The sequence below is a fragment of the Streptomyces roseolilacinus genome (assembly GCF_014649335.1).
GTDB classification, from domain to species: Bacteria; Actinomycetota; Actinomycetes; order Streptomycetales; family Streptomycetaceae; genus Streptomyces; species Streptomyces roseolilacinus.
Map to the genome: position 1 here is coordinate 285,389 of NZ_BMSV01000008.1, position 25,184 is coordinate 310,572.

Below are 25,184 nucleotides of genomic sequence, written 5' to 3' on the forward strand. Positions count from 1 at the left end.
GCTCGGTCGGCGACGCGCGTCCGGGCGGCGGCGGTCGCCGCCCGGTCCGCCCCGCGCCGGGGCCGCCCCCGCGAGGGCGGCCGGGCGGCCCCTAACCGGCCGAGGGGGTGAGGGCGTTCTCGATGAGGGCCACGGTGGCCCGGGGGTCCTCGACCTCGACGACGAGCCGGGCGTAGCGCTCGTCGCGGAGCTCGATGACGACGGCCCTGGACCCGTCGTGCACGTCCCAGAAGACGCGCTCGCCGTCGAGGTGGAACGTCCCGGCGGTGATCACGCCGGGCAGGTGCGCGCCGGGTGCCCGGAACCCCTTGGGCTCCCTGACCGCGCCAGGGTCGGCGGTGGCGCCGCGTACGTTCTCCAGGGGGATCTCCAGGCGGCTCTTCAGCGCCCAGAGCTTGTCCAGTCCCTCGATCTCCACGACCAGGGTGTCGTCGGTGGTGCGGATGCGTGCCATGGGGGGGGCTCCTCAGTCTCGGGTCGGGGGAAGGGGGTCGAAGGGGGCGCCGCCGGATCCGGCCGCGGCCCGCAGGCACAGGCGCAGCCCGAGGACCGTCGCGGTCGGCGCGTACGCGGGGTCCCGCGCCGCCCCGCCGGCGCCCGCCGTGGCGTGCGGGCCGGGGGCGACGGCCGCGTCGAGGTCCCGCAGGGCCCCGGCGACCTCGTGGGCCGCCTCGGGGTCCACCGGGGCGCGCTCGGCCATGGCCAGCAGCAGCAGGTCCAGGTCCGCGCCCCGGTCGGGCGAGGTGGCCAGGTCCCTGAGCGCCCCGGCCGGGTCGGGCGCCGCCCGTACCCGGGCCAGCAGCGGCCGGAGTCGGTGCTCCAGGTGCCACCGGAGCGCGGCCAGGTACAGCCCGCGTTTGCTGCCGAAGACCTTGTACAGGCTGTTGCGGTGTACGCCGAGGTGCGCCACCAGGTCGTCGACGGACACGCCGTCGTAGGCGCGGCGGGCGAACAGGTCCGCCGCCGCCTCGACCACCTCGGCCTCGTCGAATGTTCTCGGTCGGCCCATGGGAGGACCGTAGACAGTAAAGGAACGATCAGTCAAGAACGATCGTTCCTGAATCCCTCCCCCCGAGAGGCGCCCGGGCACGGCGAAGGCCGTGCCGGACGGTGTCCGGCACGGCCTTCGCGGGCGTGGGGCGTCAGTTCAGCGACGCCAGGGCCTGGTTGAAGGTCCGCGACGGGCGCATGACCGCCGCCGCCTTCTCCGGGTCCGGCTGGTAGTAGCCGCCGATGTCGGCCGGCCGGCCCTGCGCCGCGATCAGCTCCTCGACGATCGTGCCCTCCTGCTCGGTGAGGGTCTTCGCGAGCGGCGCGAACGCCTCCGCGAGCGCGCTGTCGTCGGTCTGCCGCGCCAGCTCCTGCGCCCAGTACAGGGCGAGGTAGAAGTGGCTGCCGCGGTTGTCGATCCCGCCGACGCGGCGGGTCGGCGACTTGTCCTCGTTGAGGAACGTCGCGGTCGCGCGGTCCAGCGTGTCGGCCAGGACCTTGGCCCGGGCGTTGTCCGTGACCTGCGAGAAGTGCTCGAAGCTGACGGCCAGCGCGAGGAACTCGCCCAGGCTGTCCCAGCGCAGGTAGTTCTCCTTGACCAGCTGCTGGACGTGCTTCGGGGCGGAGCCGCCCGCGCCCGTCTCGAACAGGCCGCCGCCGTTCATCAGCGGGACGACCGACAGCATCTTGGCGCTCGTGCCGAGCTCCAGGATCGGGAACAGGTCGGTCAGGTAGTCGCGCAGCACGTTGCCGGTGACGGAGATGGTGTTCTCGCCGCGGCGGATGCGCTCCAGGGAGAACCGGGTCGCCTCGACCGGCGCCATGATCTCGATCCGGAGGCCCTCGGTGTCGTGCTCCGCCAGGTACGTCCGGACCTTCTCGATCAGCTGCGCGTCGTGGGCGCGGGTCTCGTCCAGCCAGAACACCGCCGGGTCGCCGGTGGCGCGGGCGCGGGTGACGGCCAGCTTCACCCAGTCCTTGATCGGCGCGTCCTTCGTCTGGCACATCCGGAAGATGTCGCCGCGGCTCACGGGCTGCTCCAGGACGACCTGGCCCGCCTGGTCCACGACGCGCACCGTACCGGGGGCCGCGATCTCGAAGGTCTTGTCGTGGCTGCCGTACTCCTCGGCCTTCTGCGCCATGAGGCCGACGTTCGGGACGGAGCCCATCGTCGCCGGGTCGAAGGCGCCGTTGGCGCGGCAGTCCTCGATGACGGCCTGGTACACGCCGGAGTAGCTGCTGTCCGGGAGGACCGCGAGCGTGTCGGCCTCCTTGCCGTCCGGGCCCCACATGTGGCCGGAGGTGCGGATCATGGCCGGCATGGAGGCGTCGACGATGACGTCGCTCGGTACGTGCAGGTTGGTGATGCCGCGGTCCGAGTCGACCATGGCGAGGGCCGGGCCCTCGGCGAGCTCGGCGTCGAAGGACGCCTTGATCTCCTCGCCCTGCGGCAGCGCCTCCAGGCCCTTCAGGATCCCGCCGAGGCCGTCGTTCGGGCTGAGGCCGGCGCCGGCGAGCACGTCACCGTACGCGGCGAAGGTCTTCGGGAAGAACGCGCGGACCACGTGGCCGAAGACGATCGGGTCCGAGACCTTCATCATCGTGGCCTTCAGGTGGACGGAGAACAGCACGCCCTCGGCCTTGGCGCGGGCGACCTGCGCGGCCAGGAACGCGCGCAGCGCCTCGACGCGCATCACCGACGCGTCCACGACCTCGCCCGCCAGGACCGGCACGGACTCGCGCAGCACGGTCGTCGTGCCGTCCTCGCCGGCCAGCTCGATGCGCAGCGTGCCGTCCTCGGAGACCACCGCGGACTTCTCGGTGGACCGGAAGTCGTCGGCGCCCATCGTCGCCACGTTCGTCTTGGAGTCGGCCGTCCAGGCGCCCATGCGGTGCGGGTGCGCCTTGGCGTAGTTCTTGACCGAGGCGGGGGCGCGGCGGTCCGAGTTGCCCTCGCGCAGGACCGGGTTGACGGCGCTGCCCTTGACCTTGTCGTACCGGGCGCGGATGTCGCGCTCCTCGTCCGTCTTCGGGTCGTCCGGGTAGTCCGGGAGGGCGTAGCCCTTCTCCTGCAGCTCCGCGACGGCGGCCTTCAGCTGCGGGATCGACGCCGAGATGTTCGGCAGCTTGATGATGTTGGCGCCGGGCGTCTTGGCGAGCTCGCCGAGCTCGGCCAGCGCGTCGTCGATGCGCTGGCCCTCCTGCAGGCGCTCCGGGAAGGAGGCGATGATCCGCCCCGCCAGCGAGATGTCGCGGGTCTCGACGCTGACGCCGGCCGTCGAGGCGTACGCCTGGACCACGGGCAGGAACGAGTACGTCGCCAGGGCCGGGGCCTCGTCAGTGTGGGTGTAGATGATGGTCGAGTCAGTCACCGGGTGCTCCGCTCCACGTCTGTAACATTGCTCGACATCAAGATATCTCGTGACCGACCCCCTCTCGACAGACCCCCTCCCACGGATTTCGTGGCGGTTTCCCGAGAGCGGCCCCATAGGTCTGGACCAGAGTCTTGCCCTGTCCGGGCGGGCCCGCGAAGCTCGCTCCATGGACCTCGAGTTGCGGCACTTGAAGACGGTGCGGGCGATCGCCGACGCGGGCAGCCTCACCAAGGCCGCCACCGCGCTCGGCCTGGCCCAGCCCGCCCTCAGCGCCCAGCTGAAGCGGATCGAGCGCGCGCTGGGCGGGGCCCTGTTCGAGCGGGGGCGGCACGGCGTGAGGGCCACGCCCCTCGGCGAGCTCGTCCTGGAGCGGGCCAGGATCGTGCTGCCCGCCGTCAGCGAGCTCCAGCGGGACGCCGTGCGGTTCGCCAGGGGCGCCGCCGAGAGCGCGGGCAGCCGCTTCCGGCTCGGCGGCACGCACGGCCCGCTCCTCGGCGCCCTCGTCGACCGGCTCGCCGCCGCCCACCCCGGAGCCGCCGTCACCACCCACACCTCCTGGTCCGAGCGCGAGATCGCCGCCTGCGTCACCGAGGGCCGCCTCGACTACGCCCTGATCGGCGCCTGCGGCGCCAGCGCCCCGCCCGAGAACGACCGGCTGGCCTGGACGGAGATCGCCACCGACCCCGTCTTCGTCATGCTGCCGACCGGCCACCCCCTCGCCGCCCGCGACCAGGTCGACCTCGCCGACCTCGCCGACGCCGCGTGGGCCGACGTACCCGGCGACGGCTGCTTCGCCGACTGCTTCCACGCCGCCTGCGCCCGCGCCGGCTTCACCCCGGTCCGCGTGTACGAGACCGACACCGCCTCCTGCGTCCACCTGGCACAGGTCGGGCGGGCCGTCGGGCTCTGCCGCGCCACGTTCCCCGACACGGCCGGACTCGTCACCCGTCCGCTCGCCGGCACGCCCCTCGTGTGGCGGCACCTCATCGGCTGGCACCCGGCCGCGTCCGCCGCGCTCGCCGCGCCGTCCGTCGTCGCCCAGGCGCGCGCCGCGCACACCGAGGCGGCGGCCCGCAGCCGCAGTTACGCCGCCTGGAGGGCTTCGGCCCTCCCATAACGCCGAAGAGAGGGAAAAGCGACATCTTCTGAGGGCCTTTCGGCAACACCTACGGTTTCGGGACCCCCACCGAAACCGAGGAGAACACCAGATGCTCCACAGACACGCCGGAGCCGCGTGGGCCGCCACCGCGGCGGCCGTCGGCGCGCTCGTGCTGACCGCGCTCCCCGGCGCGGCGGCCGCCGCGCCCTCCCCGCCCTCCACCACCCCGCCGGCGGCGGTGAGCATGGGCGCCGACAAGCCGTCCCCGGACGTACTCGCCGCGATGCAGCGGGACTTGGGGCTGAGCGCGCCCCAGGCCCAGCGGCGCCTGGTGAACGAGGCCGAGGCCGGTGCGGTGGCCGGCCGCCTCGGCGGCGTCCTCGGCGCGGACTACGCGGGCGCCTGGGTACGGGGTGCCGAGTCGGCGACGCTCACCGTCGCCACCGCGGACCCGGCCGACGCGCCGGCGATCCGGGCGGCCGGCGCCGAGGCCAGGGTCGTCCGCCACACCCTGGCCGCCCTCGACGCCGCCAAGACCGCCCTCGACCGGGCCGCGGCCCGCACCAACACCCTCGACGTGCCCGTCTGGTACGTCGACGTGCGCACCAACTCCGTCACCGTCCGCGCCGTCAGGCGGGCCGCCGCCGAGTCCTTCCTGCGGGCGGCCGGCGTCGACCGGTCCCTCGTCCGCGTCGAGGCGTCCGCCGAGCGGCCGCGCCCGGTGTACGACATCCGGGGCGGCGACGCGTACTACATGGGCGGCGGCCGCTGCTCGGTCGGCTTCGCCGTCACCAAGGGCACCCAGCACGGCTTCGCCACCGCCGGCCACTGCGGCCGCGTCGGCACCACCACCACCGGCTTCAACCAGGTCGCGCAGGGCACCTTCCAGGGGTCCAGCTTCCCCGGCCGCGACATGGCGTGGGTGGCCGCGAACACCAACTGGCGCTCCACCCCCTACGTCAAGGGCGCGGGCGGCCAGAACGTCCGGGTCGCCGGGTCGACGCAGGCCGTCGTCGGCGCGTCGATCTGCCGGTCCGGGTCCACCACCGGCTGGCACTGCGGGACGATCCAGCAGCACAACACGAGCGTCACCTACCCGGAGGGCACGATCAGCGGCGTCACCCGCACGTCCGTGTGCGCCGAGCCCGGCGACTCGGGCGGCTCGTACATCTCCGGCAGCCAGGCCCAGGGCGTCACCTCGGGCGGCTCCGGCGACTGCCGGACGGGCGGCACCACGTACCACCAGCCGATCAACCCGCTCCTCCAGACGTACGGCCTCACCCTCACCACGACGGACCCCGGCGAGCCGGGTCCCGGTGACCCGCCGGACGAGCCGGGCGGCACGTGGGCGGCGGGCACCGTGTACGACGCCGGCGACCAGGTCACGTACGGCGGCGCGACCTACCGCTGCCTCCAGCCCCACCAGGCCCAGGTCGGCTGGGAGCCGCCGAACGTGCCGGCGCTCTGGCAGCGTCTCTAGGCACGGGGTCCCGCCGCGGGAACGTCACCTCGGCCAGGGTGTCCGGGCACCGGACCCCGCCCCCGCGCCCCCGCCCCGCACGGCGGGGAGCGCCCCTGCCCCCGGCCCCGGTCTGCCCCCGGCGCCGGGGGCAGGCTTGTGCGGGCGCGGGCGCGGGCGCGGGTGCGGGTGCGGGTGCAAGCGCAGATGCGGGGCGCCGGGCCGTCCGTACGGGGCGCGGGGTCCTCCGTCCGGCCGGTGGGCGTTGCCGGGCGGCGGGAGCGGGGGGACGCTGGGGGCGTGAGCCCTTCCGCGCCCCGTGTCCGACTGCGGCGGGCGTACGACCCCCCGGAGCCCGGCGACGGGCCGCGGGTGCTCGTCGACCGGCTGTGGCCGCGTGGACTCGCCAAGGCCGACGCGCGGGTCGACGAGTGGCCCAAGCCCCTCACCCCGTCGACCGGGCTGCGGCGCTGGTTCCACGCGGCCGACGGCGCCTCCGGCGAGGTGTTCGAGGAGTTCCGGCACCGGTACGAGGCCGAGCTGGCCGAACCCGAGGCCGCCGGGGCCCTCGACCGCGTCCGGGCGCTCGCGCGGCGGGGGCCGCTCACCCTGCTGACGGCCGCCAGGGACCCGGAGCGCAGCCACGCCGCCGTTCTGCGCGACCTGCTCGGCGGCGGGTGACCATACCCGTTCCCGGCGCTCCCACCGTACGTTTTCCGCCGGATCACCGGCCCGGCTGACGCCCTGTCAGCCGAGGCGCCTCCGCGACCGGGTCCACCCCCGCGACCGCTTCCGGGCCCGTCTCCAGGTCCACCCCCGGGTCCGCCCCCTCAGGGCCGTCCGCGTCCCCGCGCAGCCGCCCCGCGAGCTCCCGCGCCCATGCCGCGAGGCCGCCCACGTCGATCCCGTACGGCCCGGGGGAGCCGTCCTCGCCCCCGTACGGCCCGATCCGGTCCGCGCCGCGCAGCAGCAGCCTCGCCCCGCCCACGGCGTTGCCGCGCGCCGCGTGCGTCAGCCCGACCGCCAGCTGCGCCAGCCCCCGCCACAGCTCGCGCTCCGGCTCGCCGCACGCCTTCCACGCGTCCTCCAGCACCTCGTGCGCGTGGAACGGCAGCCCCGCGTCCAGCAGCCGCTGCGCCTCCCGCAGGCTCTCCCCGGGAGAGCGCTCCACCCCCTCGGGCTGCCGCTCCACCCCCGGCGCCCCGTACGGCAGCGGCCTTCCCAGCCCGTCCCGGGGCCGCGCGCTGCGGGCGCGGCCCTCCGTGTCGCGGTCCCTGCGAGCCCTGTCCATCCGCCCATTGTCCCCGCCCGGCGCGGACGGCCCGAATCGTCTCCCCCGTCCGGCGGCCCCCACTACCCTCGGCCCTCGAACGTACATACGGGAAAGGGGAAGGGGATGCCGTCGCCCAGGTCGGGACACCGGCTGTCCGCACCGCTGCTGGAGCGGGAGCCGGAACTCGCCGCCGCCGCGCGCGCCATCGACGCGTTGACCGGCCCGGACGCCACCGGGGGCCTGCTCGTGTACCGGGGCGAGGCCGGCATCGGCAAGACGTCCCTGCTCGCGGAGATCGGCCGGCGCGCCGCCGACCGCTGCACCGTCCTGTCCGGCAGGGGCGGCGAGACCGTCACCTCCGTGCCGTTCCACGTCGTGCGCCAGCTCCTCGTACCGGCACTCCTGCCGCTGCCCGAGGAGCGGCTGCGGCGGCTGTTCGGCGACCGCTTCGACCTCACCGCCCCCGCCCTCGGCCTGGCCCCGCCCACGGCCCCGCTCGCCGACCCGCAGGGCGTGCGCGACGGGCTCGACCGGGTCGTCGCCCGCCTCGCCGAGCAGCAGCGCGAGCAACCGCTCGTCGTCCTCGTCGACGACGCGCACTGGGCGGACGCCGAGTCGCTGCTCTGGCTCGCCGAGTTCGCCGGACGCCTGCCCGGCCTGCCGCTGCTGATCGTGCTCGCCCACCGCGCCGACCCGCCCGCCGAACCCACCGCGACCCTGCTGCGCCGCGTCGACGAGCGGGCCAGGCTCACCGTCACCCTGCACGCCCTCACCGAGGACGCCACCGCCGACCTGGCCCGCGCCGCGCTCGGCGACCGCACCGACGACCCGTTCTGCCGGGAGGTGTGGCAGGTCACCGGCGGCAACCCGTACGAGACGGTCGAGCTCCTCGCGACCGTACGGGACCGGATGCTGGAGCCCGTCGCCCGCTCCGCCGGCCTCCTGCGCGGCCTGGGCGCGTCGGCGCGCGGCAGCGGCCTGGTCGCCCGCCTCGAACGCCTCGGCACCGCCGCCACCCGGTTCGCCTGGGCCGCCGCCGTCCTCGGCACCGACATACCGCGACGGCTCGCCGCCACCCTCGCCGGGATGTCCCCCGACGAGGCCGCCGACTGCGTCGCCCGCCTGCGCGAAGCCCGCATCGTCACCGGTTCCGACCCGCTGGAGTTCACCCACCCGCTCGTCGCGACCGCCGTGTACCGCTCCATCCCGCCCGCCGTCCGCACCGCCCTGCACGGGCGCGCCGCCTGGGCCGTCACCCTCGAGGGCCTCGGCGCGGCCGCCGCCTCCCGCCACCTCCTGGAGGTCCACCCCGACGACGACCCGGACGTCGTCGGACAGCTCCGCGAGGCCGCCCGCGAGCACCTCGCCGTCGGCGCCCCCGACGCCGCCCGCCGCTGCCTGGAACGCGCTCTCCAGGAGCCCCCGCCGCCCGACGCGTACGCCGAGGTCCTCTACGAGCTGGGCTGCGCCGCCCTCCTCACCTCCCCGGCCGCCACCGTCCGCCACCTGCGCTCCGCGCTCGACCTGCCCGGCCTCGACCCGGCCCTGCGCGCCGACGCCACCTGCCGCCTCGGCCAGGCCCTCGCCCACAGCAACCAGCTGCGCGAGGCCTCCGCCACCGTCGCCGCCGAGGCCGCCCGCACCCCGCCCGGCCGCGCCCGCACCCGGCTGGAGGCCGCCCACTTCATGTACGAGTCGTTCCGCGCCGCCGAGGACGACCCGCACGGCCGCTCCCGGCGCCTCGCCGCCCTCGCCGACCACCTGCCCGGCGCCGACGACGCCGAACGCGCCCTGCTCTCCCTGCGCGCCTTCGACGCGATGCTCCGCGGCGAGGACACCGCCCTCGTCCACGACCTATGCGACCGCGCCCTCCTCGACGGCAGCCCCGCCCCCGGGGTGGGCTGGACCGACACGGAGTGGGGCTTCGAGACCCCCGCCATGATCGGCATCGCGTACGCGTTCACCGACCGGCCCGACCGCGCCCGCGACCTGTTCGAGGAGGCCGTCCGCGCGTACGAGATCTCCGGCTGGAGCGGCGCCCACCTCGCCTTCGCGCACACCCTCCTCGGCCTCGCCCACCGCCGCGCCGGCGACCTGCCCCGCGCCGAGTCGTTCCTCCGCGAGGGCCTGCGCCTCGCCGACCGCGCGGGCCGGGGCCTGGCCGTGCAGTGGGACGCCGTCTGCCTCCTCGCCGACACCCTCCTCGCCCGCGGCAGGACCGGGGAGGCCCGCGAACTGGTCGACCGGTACGCCTTCGGCCCGCCCTGGCCCAGTGCCATGGTCCTGCCCGACGGCCCCTGCGTACGCGGCCGGCTCCTCCTCGCGGAGGGCCGGACCCGCGAGGCGGTCGCCGAGCTGGAGGCGGCCGGCCGCGCCCTGGAGGCCCGCGGCCGGCACAACGGCGTCTGGGCGCCCTGGGCCTGCGACCTGGCCCGCGCCCTCGCCGCCGACGCCCCCGACCGGGCCGCCCGCCTCGCCGGCCTCGCCCGCGCCCACGCGGAACGCTCCGGCTCCGGCACCGCCCTCGGGGAGGCCCTGCGCTGCGCCGCCCTGTTCGCCGCCCCCGACGAGGCCAGGGCCCTCCTGGCCCGCGCGGTGCGCCACCTGGAGGCGTCCCCCTCCGCGTACGAACACGCCCTCGCCCGCCACGACCACGGCGTCGCCCTCGGCTCCCGCACCGAGCTGGCCCGCGCCGCCGCCCTCGCCACCGCCTGCGGTGCCGACACCCTGGCCGCCCGCGCCCACCGGGCCCTTTCGGACCTGCCCGCCCAGTGAGGTAATGTTCTCTTGCGCGCTCACCCGGCGATGACCGGGCCGAAGCGCATCGGGACGTGGCGCAGCTTGGTAGCGCACTTGACTGGGGGTCAAGGGGTCGCAGGTTCAAATCCTGTCGTCCCGACTCTGCTTTTCGCAGGTCGGAGGCCGTTCTCTCGGATGAGAGGACGGCCTTTCGTGCGTCTGGGACCGTGGTGGCCGCCGCCACGCCGGCCCGGACGGGCGGCGGTGAGCGAGGGCCGGGCAGCCTCCCGCCCCGCCCGGATCCTCCGGTCCCCCTCCCCACGCACCGCCGTCCGGCGACGGCAGCGACGCCGCCACGGGGGAGCGGAACCACCGCACCGCGTGACGGCAGGAGCGCTTCCACCCGCCGGGCCCCCACACCACCGCACCGGCGGGGCAGGGACCGCGGCTGCGGTGTCGGTCCGCTGGGTTATTGTTCCCGCCACCGCACACCGACCGTAGGGACCCCGAGAGTTGACCGGCCTGCCTGCTTTCCCGCTGCCCTTTCACGCTTCCCGTTCCCTGGCGCTCGCGGAGCCCCGAACGCTGCGGGAACTCCAGATGATGCGGTGCAGCGCGCACATCCGGGCGAAGCCCGGGTGGTTCGACAAGAGGAACGACGCCAGCATCGTCGCCAGGTGGACGCAGGAAGCGGTCGCCCAGGGCCTCACCGAAGCGCAGGTGCGTTACGTGCTCGCCGAACTCGCGCACTACGCCGCGCTGCGGGACGAGCGGACCGGCGCCGAGGTGTCCGCCGTCGACGGGGTGTGGCAGTCGGACACGCTGGTCGACGACGGGCTCCGGTCCCGGCTGCGCGGGGCGGTCCGGGTCGTGGAACAGGTCCCCGAAGCGGAACGGGACTGGCACCCCGGATCCGACGGACAGGTGCTGGACCTGGTGCACCCCTCGCTGTTCTGCCTGGTCAGGGAGGTGAGCGGCGCGCCCGAGTGGGCTTGGCGCAACCCGACGGACCACTACTCGAAGTACGAGTTCTCGGAGAGGTTCCAGTGGCTGCCCACGGACGTCGACGTCAGTGACGACGGCGACGTCACCTTCCGCTCGTACGTCAACAACGTCCACCCCGAGAAGCACCGGGAACTGGCCTCCGTCCTGCCGGAGCTGTTCGCGCGCATGCGCCCGCTGCTGGAGAACGTGCTCACCGACCTGCGCCACCCGCGGCCCCTGCGGATCGAGGCCGACCCCTACGGGTGGTACGACTCGGAGCCGGAGCACCCGGACAGGTCCTCGTACGCCGACGACGAGGTCTACCGAGAGGCCCTCAGGGCATGGGAGGTGGCCCAGGACGACTGGTGGGAGAACCGCTGCCCGGTCGTCCCGGACGCCCCCGCCTTCACCCCGCCCGAGCCGCCCGGCGAGTCCGCCCGAGTCGACCTGCGCGGCCGCCGCCTCCAGGTCGTCGTCAAGCTCGCCGCCATCCACCTCACCCCGGACAAGCCCGAGTACCCGGGCGGTTCCTGGCACGTCGAGGGGATGCTCAACGAGCGGATCGTCTCGACCGGCATCTACTACTGGGACAGCGAGAACATCACCGAAAGCCGGCTGGGTTTCCGGGCGGCGCTCGACGACCCGCACTACGAACAGAGCGACGACAACGGCCTGCGCGAGGTCTACGGCCTGGAGGACGAGGACGCGCTGAACCAGGTGCTGGGATCGGCGTCGACGCCGGCGGGCCGCTGCCTGGCGTTCCCGAACGTCCTGCAACACCGCGTCGACTCGTTCCGCCTCGTGGACCCCACCCGCCCGGGGCACCGCAAGATCCTCGCGTTCTTCCTGGTCGACCCGTCGGAAAGGATCGTCTCGACATCCGACGTGCCACCGCAGCAGCCGTGGTCCGACACCTGCACCATGACGCTCGAACAGGCCAAGGAGTACCGCGAACAACTCATGCGGGAACGCAAGTTCTTCGTCGACGAACACAACGACCAGCTCTACGAACGGGAATTCTCCCTCTGCGAGCACTGAGCCCCTCCCTCCCCGGACACGTCCGGGCCGGGAGGCCGCGGCCGGCCCGCACCACGGCGGCGCCGGCGCGGCGGACGGGCAGCCGGCCCGCTGGGAGGCCACCGCGCTCGCGGCGGGCGTCCTGTCCGCGGCGGCGCACCGGGGTGCGCCGCCGCGGGGGAGTGGTGCGGGGTGGGGTCAGGACGCGGTGGGGGTCCAGCCGGCCAGCCAGTCCGCGACCTCCTGGTCGGCGGCCTGGGCGGGGGTGAGGTGCGGGCGGTCGGTGCCGGCGGGGCCGGCGCCGGGGCCGGTGTTGAGGTACTCGGCGAAGCGGGCGCCCTTCCACGAGAAGCCGCTCATGTCGGTCCACGGGGCGGTCTTGATCGCGTCGCTGAGCGTGGTGTCCCGGACGGTGACCTGCGGGTGCAGGGTGGCGTCGCCGCCGGCGTACCAGGGGCGGCCGAGGTGGAAGCTGCGCGCGGACACGTCGCCGTTGACCGTGGACCGGTTGATCAGGAAGCCCCTGCGGTTCGCGGGCGTGCTGGGCGCGGCGATGTAGCCGGCGGACGTGCCGTTCCAGCGCTTCTTCAGCGTCAGCACCGACTTGTCGATCACCGCGGTCGCCCGGCCGAAGACGAAGTCGACGTTGCCGGTGATGTAGGAGTTGGTGACGTAGACCCGGCCGAGCCTGTCCTTGGCCGCGGTGTCCAGCAGCAGGGTGTCCTGGTCGCCGTTGACGATGAGGCCGTCGAGGAGGACCTTGTCGGCGGCGGTGCGCAGGGCGACCGCCTGGTGGCCGTCGAGGTGCTGGTTGCGCGCCTCGTCGAAGTCGTTGGTGATGGTCAGGTTGCGGGCCTGGAAGTCGTCGGCCTCCACGGCCACGGTGGCGCTGCCGCCGGTGCCGTAGGTGCCCGAGCCGTCCGGCTTGGGGGTGCCGGACGCGTTGCCGTAGACGATGACGGTGTCCTTGCGGCTGCCGCCCGAGCCCTGGATCGTGACGTGCGGCTTGTTCGCCGGGATCTTGACCGTCTCGCGGTACGTGCCGGGGGCGACGGAGATGACGACCCGTGAGGTGTTGTTCGCCGGGACGGCGTCGACGGCCTTCTGCACGCTGGTGAACTGGGCACCGCTCTTGGCGACCGTGAGCGTCTTCACGGCGGCGGCAGCGGCCGGGGCGGCCGCGGTGGTCGCCGTACCGATCGACGGCCTCGGCCCGGCGCCCGCCCGGAGCAGCCCGGGCACGGCGTCGGCCTTGTCGAGGGTGTAGGCGTAGGACGACCGGGGGTCGAACGCCGTGCCGCCGCCGCTCTCGTTGCGGCCGCCGGTACCGGAGAAGACGTTGCCGCGCTGGACGAGCACGGCGGTGCTGTCCCGGATGACGGGGTTCCGTACGCCCTGGAAGTAGCTGTTCTCCAGGACCATCCGGGTCTTCCCGCGGGAGTAGTTGCCGTACGCCGTGGTGATGTCCGTACCCGGCGTGTCCTCCAGGTAGTTGTTGTACAGGTGCGCGCGGGCCGCGTTGTCGGTGGAGGGGTTGCGCTGCTCGGTCTCGCGCAGCCAGTTGTGGTGGATCGTGATGTCGGTGACGACGTTGGTGGTCCAGCCGATGCCGAAGGTCTTGTTGTTGTTGCTCAGCCGGTTCCAGGACACCGTCACGTAGGTGCTGTCCTTGCGGACGTCGATGAGGCCGTCGGCCATGTGCCGCAGGTCGTTGTGGTCGATCCACACGTGGTGGGCGCCGTCCATCTGCACGGCGTCGTAGTCGTGGTCCTTGTCGTTCCACACGCCCTGGTAGGCGTCCCGGATCGTCAGGTTCCTGATGATGACGTTGTGGACGCCCGGGCCGAGGAAGAAGCCGCCGCCCACGATGTGCCCGCTGGTGCCGGAGCCGACGATCGTCTTGTCGGAGGCGACCCGTATCTCCTTGCCGACCGGGTTCACGGGGATCGTCCCGGCCACGACGATGACGTACGGCTCGGCGGCGGTCGCGTACTTCTCCAGGTCGGCGAGCGTCCGCACGGTGACGGTCTTGCCGCCCCGGCCGCCGTACGTGCCGTTCTGGCCGAGGGCGTCGACGGAGGCGAAGCCGTCGGCGACGTCGTTCGTCCAGGCGGCAACCGTGGCTGCGGACGCGGACTGCTGCCCGGACCCGCCGAAGAGCCCGAAGGCGCCTCCGTAGGCCAGGGCGCCGGCGGCGGCGAGGGCGAGGGGGGCACCGACGGTGAGGGCCGTCCTCCGCCTGCGATGGCGTACCCGGCCACGGGTTTCAGTCATGTACTGGCTCCGATACTGCGTCGGGGGATCTACCTGCTCGCGCCGAGGGCCGAGCACCTGGCAGTCGCCGCGGAGCCGCGAAAGGTTGCCCTCCCCGCCGGCCGGATGCCGGGCGGGCCCTCCCCGACCGCTACCGGGGCGGGTTGGCCTGGAGCCACGCCGACCACGTCGTGGTGCCCCGGTGGCCCCAGGGGCAGGTGAGGCCCCGGGCCGCCCGGGCGGCCCGGGCCGGTACCGGGAGGCGCACCGTCCGCGCCGAACGGGCGCGGAACCGCTGCCACTGGGCCACCAGGGCGCCGAAGGACAGCACGTCCGGGCCGCCGAAGTCGTCGCACCGGCCGCCCGGCCCCGCCACGACCCGGTCCGCCACGTACCCGGCGAAGTCGGCGGAGTCCACCGGCTGGACGTCCAGGTCCGCCGGCACCGGGAGGACCGGCAGCCGCGCGGCCCCGGACAGCATCCGGTCGGCCAGCCAGTGGAACTGCGTCGCCCGCAGCACCGACCACGGCACGCCCCCGGCGCGCACCAGCCGCTCCGCCTCGCGCTTCACCCGCAGGTACGGCAGCCGCGGCCGGTCGGCGCCGACGACCGACACGTACGCGAAGTGGCCGACCCCCGCCCTCGCCGCCTCGTCCAGCAGGCGGCGGGTGCCGTGGACGTCCACGTCCGGCGGCGTGCGCACGAAGTCGGTGGGCAGCAGGTAGCCGCGCCGCGCGGCCGGCGACCGGGTCGCGGCGTGGACGACGGTGCGGACGCCCGCCACCGCCTCCGCGACCCCGGCCCCGGTGGCCAGGTCGCCCCGCACCCACTCCACGTCCGGGTCGTCACCACGGGAGCGGGAGAGCACCCGCACCCGGTGGGCGGGCTTCAGGAGCCGGACCAGGTCCCGCCCCAGGTGCCCGGTCCCGCCCGTGACCAGCACGGTGTCCATCGCCCACACCTCCGGAAGGGAACGGCGGGCCGCCGTTCGTCCGACTGTGCCACCCCCTCCGCGACCCGGCACGCCCGGGCGGCGACAGGGTGACGCCGGTGCGGTCCCGCGCCGACGAGGGAGGTGGCGGCGCGCGGGTGGCGGCCCCTTTCACGAGCCGCGCGGACGCGACGCCGGCGGTCCGCCGCACCGGCGCCGGCGGCCCGGTGCGCCGCCGTCGGGTGGCCGGCGGCGACGGGTTCGTCACGGAGGTCCGGCCGACCACCCGGGGGAAGGAGGCGGCCGGGCTGTTTCACCCGGCTCCGGGGCGGTAGCCGGGAGGGAGGCCCCGAGGACCGGAGCGCGGTCGGGGCCGCGCACGGCGGCACCGGACCGGACCGGGTCGCCGGGGCGCCGCCCGTACGGGAGAGGAGGTGCCCGGTGACCGGTCCGACCACCACCGTCGTGGCCCGCACACGGTGCGGCGCACCGTCCCGCGCCCCCGACCGGACGGTACGGCCGCCCGTGGCCGCCGAGGCGCCCGCGGACCCTTCCGGAGGCCCTCCCGGAGGCCCGGCGTGAGCCCGCGGTCCGCCGCCGCGCCGGATGACGGGCGGCGGCTCCCCCGGCGCCGAGAGCGAGGAAGATCGTGAACTGTTACGAATGCGCCCGGCCGAACCCGGCCGTCGCGGTGTGCCGCTCCTGCGGCGCCGGACTCTGCCGGGACCACGTGCGGGTACGCGGCGAGGAGCTCCACGAGACCGTCGGACCCGGGCCGTCCCAGCCGGTGCGCGGCCGCCGCATGCTGTGCGGCGTGTGCACCGACGCACCGGGCGCCCCCGGGAGGAGCAGCTCCCTGGACGGCGGCGGTGTCCTCGACGAGGGGGAGGAGTGACCACCACCGCACGGGCCGGGGCCCGCGGGGAGGAGACACGGCCCGCGGGCACGTGAGCCGGGCCCGCGCCCGTACCGCCCGCCGCCGCGGCCCGACGGCGGGTCACCGGGGGCGGCGGGGGTTCGGCAGGTCCCCGGGGAGGGGCTCCACCGGGTCGTCCGGACCGGCCACGACCCAGGCCACGCCGCCCGCGAGGGTCGACGGCCCGGAGTGGTGAGGGCGGCGGCGGGTCAACCGCACGCTCACGTACGCGTCCGCGTCCGGTACGGGAACGCGCAGCGCCCCGGCCAGCTCCCGCCCCCGCCGGTTGCCGCCCACCACCAGTACGCCCTCCTCCCGGAGCGCCGCGGCCGCCTCCCGGACCGTGCGGGCGCTGTCGCGGCGCCGCGTCACGGCCCGCAGCGCCGCCTCGGGCACCGGCCGCTCCCGCACCCGCCGGAACAGCTCCGCCGTGCGGTCCACGGCGGACGCGTGCGCCAGGACCGCGGCGCGGTCCGCCTCGGGCAGGCGCAGCAGGACGTTCTCCGGCAGCGGCGCGCCGCGGCGCAGCCACAGCACCGCCATCCGCGCCTCCGCGGTGAGCGGCGACGGCGCGTCCCGGTGCACCGGCGCGACCGTCATGCCCGGGCGTATCCGCAGCAGCCCGGCCGACCAGCGGGCGTGCGCGTCGTCGGCCTGGACGACCAGGTGGATCTCACCGTGCTCGGCCCGCGAGAACGACGTCCAGCTCCGGCCGCCGCCCAGCGACAGCCTCAGCCGGAACGGTGTCGCGGTGGGGAACACGCGCCGCAGCTCCAGCTCCAACCGCGGGCCGATCAGGGCTCTTTCCCGCTCGCTCAGCTGCGCCACGTCGTACCGGCCGGTGCCCTCCGGGTCGAGCACCGCGTCGAGGGACTCCCGCACGGCCGCCGCCATCGCCCGTCCGTCCGGGTCGCGGTCGTTGAACACCCGCGCCAGCATGAGGAGTCCGCTGTCGTACGCGGACAGGTCGACGTGCGGGGTGAGGACGACGCACACGGTCCGGTCGCCCGCCCCGGTGACCTCGCGCGCCATGAACCGCCCGGCCACGAGACCGGCGTCGTCCCGGTCGCCGAGCCGGTCGAACACCTCGGGAGAGACGCACAGGGCGGGGTGGAAGGGGAAGTTCTCCGAGAGCGCCCGGAACTCCGCGGAGTCCAGCATGGTCAACGCGATCCGCACGTTCAGGTCGGCCGTCGCCCGTTCCGCGTCGAGCCCGTCGACGGAGCCCACGTGGACGGCCAGGCGCGCCGCCGGCTGCCGGCCGGTCGCCTCCAGCTCGTCCGGCAGCCGCTCCGCCAGCCCGCGGAGCAGCGCGTCGAGCGGGACGCCGGGGGGCAGGAACAGCAGGCAGCGGCCGTCCCTGACCAGCAGGCGGTGGTTCGACCGCCCGAGGACGCCGTCCTCGTGCAGGGAGAGCAGGGCGAGCGAGAGGGCTTCGCCCGTCGCCGGTGGATCACCGTCCGCCCCGACGGCGACGATGGTCCACGGCTCCGGGGGACCTGATCCCGCGACCGCGGCGGCGAGCAGCTGCCGGGCCTCCTCCCGTTCCTCCTCCGTGCCGGGGCCGTCCAGGTGCGCGAGCGCCGCCCGCGCGGTCTCCCCGGCCTCGTCGAGCCGGCCCAGCGAGATCAGCGTCCGCGCGATGCGGGTCAGGAGCAGGCCCTCGGCGCGGAGGTGCCCGCCCTCCGTCCGGTACTGGGCGAGGAGCGCCTCCTGCGTGGTGAGCAGCTCGCCGTACCGGCCGGCCGTCGTGAGGGCGTCCTCCAGCGCCAGGAGGGCACTGCGCATCAGCGGGTGGGGAACCGAGTCGGGGTAGCTGCCGAGCGCCTCCCGCACCGTCGGCAGCACCTCGTCGGTCCTGCCGAGCCGGGTGAGGACCGATGCCAGGTCCAGGCAGGTCGCCGCCACGCCGAAGCGGTCGCCGTCGGCGCGGAAGGCGTCGAGTGCCCGCCTCAGGTGTCCCTCGGCCTCGGCCCGCGCGCCGGTGGCCAGGGCCAGTCGCCCGGCCAGCCGGTTCGCCGGGCCGCGCAGGGCGCCGTCCGCCTCCCACGCCTCCCGCGGCACCCCGTCCAGCGTGGACGCGGCGTCCGCGACCGCCCCGGCGGCGTACTGCGCCAGGGCCAGCGCGACCCCGGCCCGGGCCGCCGGCTCCCGGGGCCCCGCCTCGGCCACGGCCCGTGCGGCGCCGGCGAACCGCGACCGGCAGGGGACCGAGGCGCCCCGGACGTGGAGGAGCAGCAGCAGGTCCGCCAGGCGCCCCGGCGGACCGTCGGCCGCGGCGGCCAGCGCCAGGGCGTTGTCGAGCCAGACGTGCCGCGAGGCCGGTTCGTCGACGAAGTCGACGACCCGCACCCCCAGGTTCTCGGCGAGGGCGGAGTCGGGGCAGTCCTCCTCGTACAGCGCGGCGGCGTGGGCGAGGTGGTGGTCGACGAGCCGCCGGAGCAGAGGGGCCTTCGCCCCGGCGTCGTACCCGTCCTCCCGGAGCACCAGGCGGCGCACCTCCTCCGGCAGGCGGTACCCCCCGGCGGCCCGCCGCTCCAGCAGGCCCCCGGCGACCAGCCGGCCGAGCACCGCGCGGCCGTCCGGGTCGCCGCCCAGGAGGATCCACGCCTCCGTGTGGGCCAGCTCCCCGGTCGGGGCGAGCGCGCAGCGGCGCAGCGCCGTCCGCTCCCGGTCCGGAAGGGCCCGCAGCCGCAGGCGCAGGACGGCGCCCAGGTCCTCCTCCGGTGTCGCCCGCCTCCCGCCGGGCGTGGTGTCGCGGACCGTCCGGACCAGCTCGGGCAGCGGCGGAGCGGAGCCCGAGGCGATCCAGGAGCCGATGAGCCGCAGCGTGAGCGGCCACCACGCGCGGCCGGCCGTCAGCTCCCGCAGGGCGGTGCGCTCCTCGCGCCCCCGGGGGCCGGCCCAGGCGGCGAGGAGGTCCGCGGCCTCCTCCTCCGGCAGGGGCGCCAGCCGGGAACCGGGCGGCACCTGCGCCTTCCGGGTCGTGGCGAGGACGGCGCAGCCGGGCGCGGACGGCAGCAGGCGCTCCATCCGCGCGGGCTCGGGAACGTCGTCGAGGACGAGCAGCACGCGCCGCCCGGCGACCGCCTCCGCCAGCGCGGCGGAGAGCTCCTCGACGGTCCGCGGTTCCCCGTCGGCCGGCGCGCCCACGGCGGCCAGCAGGCGGTGCAGCGCCGCCTCGGGCGGCAGGGGGTGGTCGCCCGAACCGCGCATGTCCACGAAGTACCGCTCACCGGGGAAGCGCCGGGCCGTGTGCAGGGCGAGCGCCGTCCGCCCCGCGCCGGGGGCGTCCCGGACCGCGGTCACCCACACGATTCCCGCGGCCGGGTCCGCGAGCTGTGCGAGGAGGGACGCGACGGCGTCCTCCCGCCCGACGAGGATCCCGGGCGCGGGCGGGAACGCGGCGGACGCGCCGGGCTCCGTACGCGTCGCCCCGTCCTCCTCCCCGTCCCCGTCCGGGGCGGGCGCCTCCTCGCCGGGCACCGCCAGCCCCAGCAGCTCCAGCGTCTGGCGGGACGCCCGGGCGAACGCCTCCTGCTCGGCCGGCAGTTCACGGGGCCCGGACGCGTCGTACGCCACCGAGCGCAGCCCCGGCCGGCCGTCGCCGCGTGACGCCACGTACCGGTCGAGTGCCTGGTGGACCCGCCACGCCTCGTGCGCGGGCAGCCGCTCACGCAGCACCGCCCTGGCCTCCTCGGGCAGGACCAGTTCCAGCGGCCCGAAGTCGCCGGCGGGCTCCTCCAGTTCGAACAGCCCGCTCGTCACGGCCTCCGCCACGTCGGCGGTCGTCGCGTCGGGCACCAGCTCCCGGCGGATCACGTGCAGCAGCCGCAGGCTGAGCCGGTCGAACGGCGCGCACAGCACCGCGAGCCGTACCGCCCGGGGAGCGGCCGTGCGGAGGAAGCCCCGCGCGGCCGTGCCGGGCGACGGCGGCACGGCGCGCCGCCGGGGCCGGCCCGGCAGCCGTCCGCCCGGCGGGACGAGGACGGCCGTACAGCCCTCGGGGGCGCCGCGCATCGCGGCCCGCGACCAGCGGTCCAGCGAGTGCGGCGACAGCGACAGCACCGGGATCGGCAGCCACGCCCCCGCGTCACCCCGCCCCGTGCCGTCGGGGGCGGTGCCGTCCGGGTCGGCGAGGTCGAGCAGCGGGGGCGCCTCGTGCGGGAGGCGGCTGCGGTGGGCGCCGGGCGCGGCGGGCGTGAACCGGACCGTGGGGAGGTCCAGTCCGCCGCGCCGCCACAGCTTCGTCGGGAGCGGGTTCAGCAGCGCCATGGGCGTCGTGGCCGCCCACTCCCGCAGCAGCCGCCACACGGCCGGGCCCCGCCACGGCGCGGCCACGCAGTCGGACACGACGACGACCAGCCTCCGGCCGTCCGCCTGACGCAGCTGGCCCGGTGCCTGCGGGCGCCCGGCCCCGTCGAACAACAGGTCCCGCACCTGGAGCGTGCGGAAGGCCCCCAGCCGGTCGAGGACGGTGACGAAGTCGTCGAGGGTCTCCTCCCACACCCGCATGTGGGGGGAGCGGTCGACGATCAGCGTCAGGTCGAACCAGCGTTCCGGGGCGGCCGAGAACACGGGGATCAGCTCGCCGCTGCGGGCGTAGCCGTCGACGGTCGCGTCGACGTCGAGCGCGCCGCGCCGTCCCTCCGGCCACGGGCGCTTCCACGGCCGCAGCGCCCGCGTCACCTCCAGCGCGCGGGGCAGTCCCGTGGTGCGGGGCGCCGCCACGGCGTGGCCGGGCAGCCGCGTACCGGCTCCGGGCAGCCGCTCGTGCAGCCCGCGCGCCCCGGCGGTGTGCTCCGTGCCGGGAGCCACCGGGCCGGGTTCCCGTGCCGTCGGCTGCCGCGGCGGCGGGCCCTCCGGCTCCGCCCCCCTCGGCGCGGGCGCGTCACCGCCCGGTGCGGCGGACGGCGGCGGGCCGGGCGGGGGCGGGGCCGCCGGCCGGTGCCGGGCCATCGTGGCCGCCAGCCAGAGGGCCTCCGCCAGCGCCGTGCCGTCGAGCCCGCCACCCGGTCCCGCCCCGCCGCCCGCGGCCGGGTCCAGGTGGGGGACGGCCGCGCGCAGCGCCGACAGGACCCGGCCCAGTGCGTCAGGCACGGGACAACTCCCGCAGCAGCAGGTCCACCACGGCCTGCCGCCGCTCGTCGTCCGGCGCCCCGTCCCCGGTCAGCAGGTGGACGGCGTTCAGCAGCTGGTCCACGGCGAGGCTCTCGCCGGCCGTGATCCGCTCGACGAACGCGTCCACCAGCTCCCCGGCCGCCTCCGACTCCGCCGCGCCGGCGCCCAGGTGCGCCGCGACGACCCTGAGCAGGGTCTCCGGCGTCGGCATCGGCATCGTGAAGCGGATGCACCGGCGCAGGAACGCGGCCGGGAAGTCCCGCTCGCCGTTGCTGGTCATCACGATGAACGGGAACTCCGTGCACTGCACCCGGCCCCGCACCACCTCGTGGTACGCGTCGCCGCCCCACTCCCGGACGGCCACCACGTCCCTGCCGTACCGGGCCAGCTCCGGGACCTCGAACTCGCCCCGCTCCAGCACGTCCAGCAGGTCGCTGGGCAGGTCCAGGTCGCTCTTGTCGATTTCGTCGATGAGCAGCGCCCGCGGCCGGCGCGCCGGCAGCAGCGCCGTGCCGAGGGGACCCATCCGCAGGAACGGCGCGATGTCGTCGCTGCCGTCCGGCCCTTCCAGCCGCTGCGCGTGGATCCTGCCCAGGGCGTCGTACCGGTACAGGGCGTCCGCGAGGCTGCTGCGGGACGTGATGTGCCAGCGCAGCACCGGGCCCAGGTCCAGCTCCGCCGCGACCTGCTCGATCACCGTGGACTTGCCCGAACCGGCCGGGCCGGTCAGCAGCAGGGGGCGGCGCAGGACCAGTGCGGCGTTCACCGCCTCCACCAGGCCCCGCGGGGGGACGAACTGCTCGTGCAGGGACCTGCGGGGGAACACCCGCCAGGGCGGCGGCGGGGCCAGCTCCACCCGCTCGCGCGGCGCGCTGCCGGTTCCCGCGTAGAAAGGCTGCCAGGTCATGCGGGACTCTCCCCATCCGTCGCGAACTGTTCGAACCACCTGCAGAACTCCAGCCACTCCGCGTCGTCCCACACCGTGCGCAGCCGGGCCAGGTGCCCGCGTCCCGGCCACCCGGCGGGCGGGGTGCCGTGACCGCTCCACCGGTCGCGGTACGCCCGGCAGAACTCGCCGGGCAGCAGATGCCAGTGCGTGTCCAGGTAGCGGCGCGCCTCGGCCGGGACGCGATGCGTCTCGTCCTCCGGCCACAGCACGATGGGGGAGGACGCCAGCAGCGTCTCCAGCACGTCGCCGAGGTGCGCCGGCCGGTGCTCCAGGGCGACCGCGCGCGCACGCGGCCCGCCCAGCAACCGGTCGCGGAGCTCCCGCGCCTGCCGGGTGTCGCTCTCGCCGAGCCACTCCAGCCGCGTGCCGTCGGGGGAGGCCTCCATGGCGCGGAGCGTCCTGCGCGCCCGGTCGTTGATCCACCACAGGTGGTCCGGCGGCTGGATGCGGTCGCTCCACCGCAGGACGACGTCGTGCTCGGCGCCCAGCCGCATCCCGAAGTCGGTCTCCTCCGGGCGCCACTGCAGCAGCAGCGGGGCCGGCGCGGCGACCTCGACGCGGCGCAGCGGCACGTCCATCCCGGCGGCCAGCCGGGACGCCCACCGCAGCGCGGCGCCCACCTGCCGCTCCACACCGGCCCGGTCCGGGCGGCACGCGAACTCCTCGCGGTCGCGCACCTCACCGCCGTCCAGCAGCCAGGCCGCCAGCGACTCCGGCCACTCGTCGCCGACGGCCGCGTGCAGGCTCACCACCAGCCGCAGCCGCATGTCACGCGTCCGGTCGGTCAGCCGCTCGAAGGCGTCGTTCAGGTCGATCACCGCACCGAGGGCCGCCGCCCAGCCGCGCACCGCCGGCGTCCCCGGGTCCACGCCCGTCTCGTGCGCCAGCAGCGCCACGAAGTCGACGAGCGGCCCCGTCCGCCGCTTCCCCGCCACCGGCGCCCGCAGCAGCAGGTACTCGACGGCGTCACGCAGCAGGTCCGTGCCCGACGACCCGGGCGGCGACTCCAGGGGGCCGGGGCACACCGCGGTGAACGTCCGCCGCAGCAGCCCCGACGTGAGTGGCGTCCCGGGCCAGGAGCCGAGCAGGCCGACGGTCCGCGCCGCGGCGTCCAGCGCGTCCACCACGTCGAGCGCCCACTCCCGGGCGGGCGACGGCGGGGCCGCCGCCAGCCCGCACCGTACGGCGTCGAGGTCCCGGGCCGTCGTCACCGGCCCGGCGGGCAGCGACTCGTCCACCACCGCGACCGCCCGGGCCAGCTCCTCCGAGGCGACCGGGCCGAGCAGCGTGCCCGCGGCGGCCGCGTGCCGGGGGTTGCGGGCCAGCCACAGCGGGCCGGGCCCGAACCGCGCCCCGTCGAACTCGGCCCGCAGGATCGCCTGCCCCGCCGTGCCGCCGTCGTCGCGCACGGCCTCCACGACGGCGTCCGGCGCCAGCGTCTCGCCCACCGCGGGCAGCCCCTGCCGGAGCACCTTCACCAGCGTCCGGCTGAACCGCAGCCCGTACGCCTCCTCCGCCGCGCCCGACCCCATGAGCAGCGACAGCCGCGTGTCGCCCTGCCGGATGCCGTTGGCGACGGACTTCAGGTCCGGCACCGCGTTCCCCGCGTGGCACGTGTCCACGATGGCGATGACACCCGCCAGGCCCTGCGTGTCCAGCGCCTGCGCCAGCAGTGACCCCACGTCCACCGCCGTCAGCGGCGCCTCCGCCCGCGAGTCGCCCGCCATGAAGTACAGGCCCGTCCCGGAGGCCATTCCGTGGCCGAGCAGCGCCACGACCAGCACGGCGCCCGCCTCGCCCGCACCGAGCGCCGCCGTGCGGATCGCCGCCTCGACGTCCGCGCGCGTCACCCCCTCCCCGCACAGCAGCGTCGCCCCGCCCGGCGGGTCCTTCTCGCAGCCGCCCGCCCACGGCGCCGTCAGCGTGTCGTGCAGCGCCCGGGCGGACTCCTCCAACTCCTCCAACAGGCCGAGGTCAGGGCACTGCGCCCCGATCACCAGGGCGTGCCGCGGGCCGGTCATGACTCCGCGGCGGCGGTCAGGGCCTCGATGAGCGGACCCGCCACGGCGGCCTGCGCCAGGTACTTGGCCGCCGGGTGCACCCACGCGCCGTCCGAGTCGACCCGGCTGCTCACGGGACCGACCGAGGAGGCGTTCGGCAGCACCACGTCCTCCAGCCGGGGCCGGGCGGCCACGAGGTCGTCGCGGTCCCAGAAGTTGAGCCACCGGCCGACGCACGCCGGCGCCCTCGGCGGCTGCGGCCGCACACGGGGCAGTACCGCCGTCCGCGTCCCGATCGGCGACCCCAGGGTGATCAGCAGCGGCACCTCGCCCCGGTGCGCGTGCAGGGTCTCCAGGGCGACGACCGTGCCCAGCGAGTGCGCCACCACCACCGTCGGCCCGTCGCCGTCCAGGCAGGCGGCCACCCTCCGGCGGATCCGGACGTCCAGGGTCTCCCCGCCGTCCCCGGGCTCGCCGCGGTTGAGGTAGCGGGCGACCTGGCCGAGCGTGCCCGCCGTGAGCCGGGCGCTGAGCCAGCCGCCCGTGGAACGCAGCCCGGGCAGCGCCATCAGGGTCGTCAGCGCGTTCACCACGTGCCGGCCGGGCGCGCCCACGCCCTGCGCGCCGCCGGGCGGGGCGAGTTGCGTGCGGGCGTGACGCAGCACCCTGGCCTCGTCCGCTGCCGGCGCCGGGCCCGCCAGCCGGTCGTCGACGGCTTCGAGCAGCAACTCGGCGACCAGCTCGTCATCCTGACGGTCCGTCCGCGACCCGGCCGAACCGCCCGTGCCCTGCGAGCCGGGCGTGCGGAACAGGTCGCCGTAGTAGGCGAAGCGAGCGTCGGCGGCCCACCCTCCCGTCAGGCCGGACAGCCTGCCGCCGTGCCCGGCCGCGCGGGCGCCGTGCGCCGCCGCGCGTAACCACTCCTCCAGATCCGCCGCGGCGTCCCGGGGACCGCCGATCCCGTGGACGAACACCAGACGAGGCTTCATCGCTCCCCCCTTCGTCGACGTCCAGTAAGGAGAACGATCTTTTCGTGTACGGACGAAGACCGGCAACCCCTGTGGACAACCCCGGCGGA

The 25,184-nt window shown here is 76.1% G+C and carries 16 protein-coding genes and 1 tRNA gene; 7 read left to right on the top strand and 10 right to left on the bottom strand.

What is annotated here, in order from left to right; translation table 11 throughout:
• Window positions 1–91: 91 nt before the first annotated feature.
• From IE106_RS21070 to IE106_RS21080, 3 genes are all read right to left on the bottom strand, one after another.
• Window positions 92–454 carry a hypothetical protein gene (locus tag IE106_RS21070; protein WP_189536364.1) on the bottom strand — a complete coding sequence of 121 codons (363 nt, stop codon included), beginning with the start codon at window positions 452–454 and terminating at the stop codon, window positions 92–94.
• A gap of 12 nt (window positions 455–466) precedes the next feature.
• Window positions 467–1,009, bottom strand: a complete 543-nt coding sequence (locus tag IE106_RS21075; RefSeq protein ID WP_189536366.1) for a TetR/AcrR family transcriptional regulator — start codon at window positions 1,007–1,009, stop codon at window positions 467–469.
• 133 nt (window positions 1,010–1,142) lie between these two features.
• Window positions 1,143–3,362, bottom strand: coding sequence for an NADP-dependent isocitrate dehydrogenase (locus IE106_RS21080; protein WP_189536368.1), 2,220 nt, complete (start codon window positions 3,360–3,362; stop codon window positions 1,143–1,145).
• A gap of 169 nt (window positions 3,363–3,531) precedes the next feature.
• Between IE106_RS21080 and IE106_RS21085 the strand changes: the two genes are divergently transcribed.
• From IE106_RS21085 to IE106_RS21095, 3 genes are all read left to right on the top strand, one after another.
• Complete coding sequence (locus IE106_RS21085) at window positions 3,532–4,482, top strand: LysR family transcriptional regulator (protein WP_189536370.1); 951 nt, start codon at window positions 3,532–3,534, stop codon at window positions 4,480–4,482.
• A 91-nt stretch (window positions 4,483–4,573) separates the two neighbouring features.
• Entirely contained in the window at window positions 4,574–5,944 is a 1,371-nt protein-coding gene (locus tag IE106_RS21090; protein WP_189536372.1) for a carbohydrate-binding protein, read from the top strand.
• Window positions 5,945–6,223: 279 nt separating this feature from the next.
• Window positions 6,224–6,604, top strand: a complete 381-nt coding sequence (locus IE106_RS21095) for a DUF488 domain-containing protein (RefSeq protein WP_229840645.1) — start codon at window positions 6,224–6,226, stop codon at window positions 6,602–6,604.
• 43 nt (window positions 6,605–6,647) lie between these two features.
• Here IE106_RS21095 and IE106_RS21100 read toward each other — a convergent pair whose 3' ends face one another.
• The gene (locus tag IE106_RS21100; protein ID WP_189536374.1) at window positions 6,648–7,214 is read right to left on the bottom strand and encodes a DUF309 domain-containing protein; all 567 of its coding nucleotides are present in this window, start codon (window positions 7,212–7,214) and stop codon (window positions 6,648–6,650) included.
• Between the two features lie 105 nt (window positions 7,215–7,319).
• Between IE106_RS21100 and IE106_RS21105 the strand changes: the two genes are divergently transcribed.
• From IE106_RS21105 to IE106_RS21115, 3 genes are all read left to right on the top strand, one after another.
• A complete protein-coding gene (locus tag IE106_RS21105) occupies window positions 7,320–9,971 on the top strand; it encodes an ATP-binding protein (RefSeq protein WP_189536376.1) in 2,652 nt (883 codons plus the stop codon).
• A 50-nt stretch (window positions 9,972–10,021) separates the two neighbouring features.
• A tRNA-Pro gene (locus IE106_RS21110) sits at window positions 10,022–10,095 on the top strand.
• A gap of 353 nt (window positions 10,096–10,448) precedes the next feature.
• Entirely contained in the window at window positions 10,449–11,957 is a 1,509-nt protein-coding gene (locus tag IE106_RS21115; protein ID WP_189536378.1) for a DUF4246 domain-containing protein, read from the top strand.
• Between the two features lie 177 nt (window positions 11,958–12,134).
• Here IE106_RS21115 and IE106_RS21120 read toward each other — a convergent pair whose 3' ends face one another.
• Complete coding sequence (locus IE106_RS21120; RefSeq protein WP_189536381.1) at window positions 12,135–14,210, bottom strand: pectinesterase family protein; 2,076 nt, start codon at window positions 14,208–14,210, stop codon at window positions 12,135–12,137.
• A 130-nt stretch (window positions 14,211–14,340) separates the two neighbouring features.
• Window positions 14,341–15,141, bottom strand: a complete 801-nt coding sequence (locus tag IE106_RS21125; protein ID WP_189536382.1) for an SDR family oxidoreductase — start codon at window positions 15,139–15,141, stop codon at window positions 14,341–14,343.
• A 628-nt stretch (window positions 15,142–15,769) separates the two neighbouring features.
• Here IE106_RS21125 and IE106_RS21130 point away from each other — a divergent pair.
• Complete coding sequence (locus tag IE106_RS21130; RefSeq protein WP_229840647.1) at window positions 15,770–16,015, top strand: DUF2180 family protein; 246 nt, start codon at window positions 15,770–15,772, stop codon at window positions 16,013–16,015.
• Window positions 16,016–16,117: 102 nt separating this feature from the next.
• Here the strand turns inward: IE106_RS21130 and IE106_RS21135 are convergent, their stop codons facing one another.
• The 4 genes from IE106_RS21135 to IE106_RS21150 are packed head-to-tail and all read right to left on the bottom strand — an operon-like array spanning window position 16,118 to window position 25,095.
• A complete protein-coding gene (locus IE106_RS21135; RefSeq protein ID WP_189536384.1) occupies window positions 16,118–21,136 on the bottom strand; it encodes a NaeI family type II restriction endonuclease in 5,019 nt (1,672 codons plus the stop codon).
• Window positions 21,129–22,064, bottom strand: coding sequence for an AAA family ATPase (locus IE106_RS21140; RefSeq protein WP_189536386.1), 936 nt, complete (start codon window positions 22,062–22,064; stop codon window positions 21,129–21,131). Before IE106_RS21140 ends, IE106_RS21135 begins: the two co-directional genes overlap by 8 nt.
• Window positions 22,061–24,127, bottom strand: coding sequence for a vWA-MoxR associated conflict system protein (locus IE106_RS21145; protein ID WP_189536387.1), 2,067 nt, complete (start codon window positions 24,125–24,127; stop codon window positions 22,061–22,063). The genes IE106_RS21140 and IE106_RS21145 overlap by 4 nt, the downstream gene beginning before the upstream one ends.
• Window positions 24,124–25,095 carry an alpha/beta hydrolase gene (locus IE106_RS21150; RefSeq protein WP_189536389.1) on the bottom strand — a complete coding sequence of 324 codons (972 nt, stop codon included), beginning with the start codon at window positions 25,093–25,095 and terminating at the stop codon, window positions 24,124–24,126. Before IE106_RS21150 ends, IE106_RS21145 begins: the two co-directional genes overlap by 4 nt.
• Between the last annotated feature and the right edge of the window lie 89 nt (window positions 25,096–25,184).

What these genes read in the sequence shown, in the direction of transcription:
- IE106_RS21140 (WP_189536386.1), bottom strand. Translation starts at nt 22,064, where the DNA reads ATGACCTGGCAGCCTTTCTACGCGGGAACCGGCAGCGCGCCGCGCGAG.
- IE106_RS21090 (WP_189536372.1), top strand. Translation starts at nt 4,574, where the DNA reads ATGCTCCACAGACACGCCGGAGCCGCGTGGGCCGCCACCGCGGCGGCC.
- IE106_RS21120 (WP_189536381.1), bottom strand. Translation starts at nt 14,210, where the DNA reads ATGACTGAAACCCGTGGCCGGGTACGCCATCGCAGGCGGAGGACGGCC.
- IE106_RS21145 (WP_189536387.1), bottom strand. Translation starts at nt 24,127, where the DNA reads ATGACCGGCCCGCGGCACGCCCTGGTGATCGGGGCGCAGTGCCCTGAC.
- IE106_RS21100 (WP_189536374.1), bottom strand. Translation starts at nt 7,214, where the DNA reads ATGGACAGGGCTCGCAGGGACCGCGACACGGAGGGCCGCGCCCGCAGC.
- IE106_RS21105 (WP_189536376.1), top strand. Translation starts at nt 7,320, where the DNA reads ATGCCGTCGCCCAGGTCGGGACACCGGCTGTCCGCACCGCTGCTGGAG.
- IE106_RS21085 (WP_189536370.1), top strand. Translation starts at nt 3,532, where the DNA reads ATGGACCTCGAGTTGCGGCACTTGAAGACGGTGCGGGCGATCGCCGAC.
- IE106_RS21070 (WP_189536364.1), bottom strand. Translation starts at nt 454, where the DNA reads ATGGCACGCATCCGCACCACCGACGACACCCTGGTCGTGGAGATCGAG.
- IE106_RS21075 (WP_189536366.1), bottom strand. Translation starts at nt 1,009, where the DNA reads ATGGGCCGACCGAGAACATTCGACGAGGCCGAGGTGGTCGAGGCGGCG.
- IE106_RS21150 (WP_189536389.1), bottom strand. Translation starts at nt 25,095, where the DNA reads ATGAAGCCTCGTCTGGTGTTCGTCCACGGGATCGGCGGTCCCCGGGAC.
- IE106_RS21125 (WP_189536382.1), bottom strand. Translation starts at nt 15,141, where the DNA reads ATGGACACCGTGCTGGTCACGGGCGGGACCGGGCACCTGGGGCGGGAC.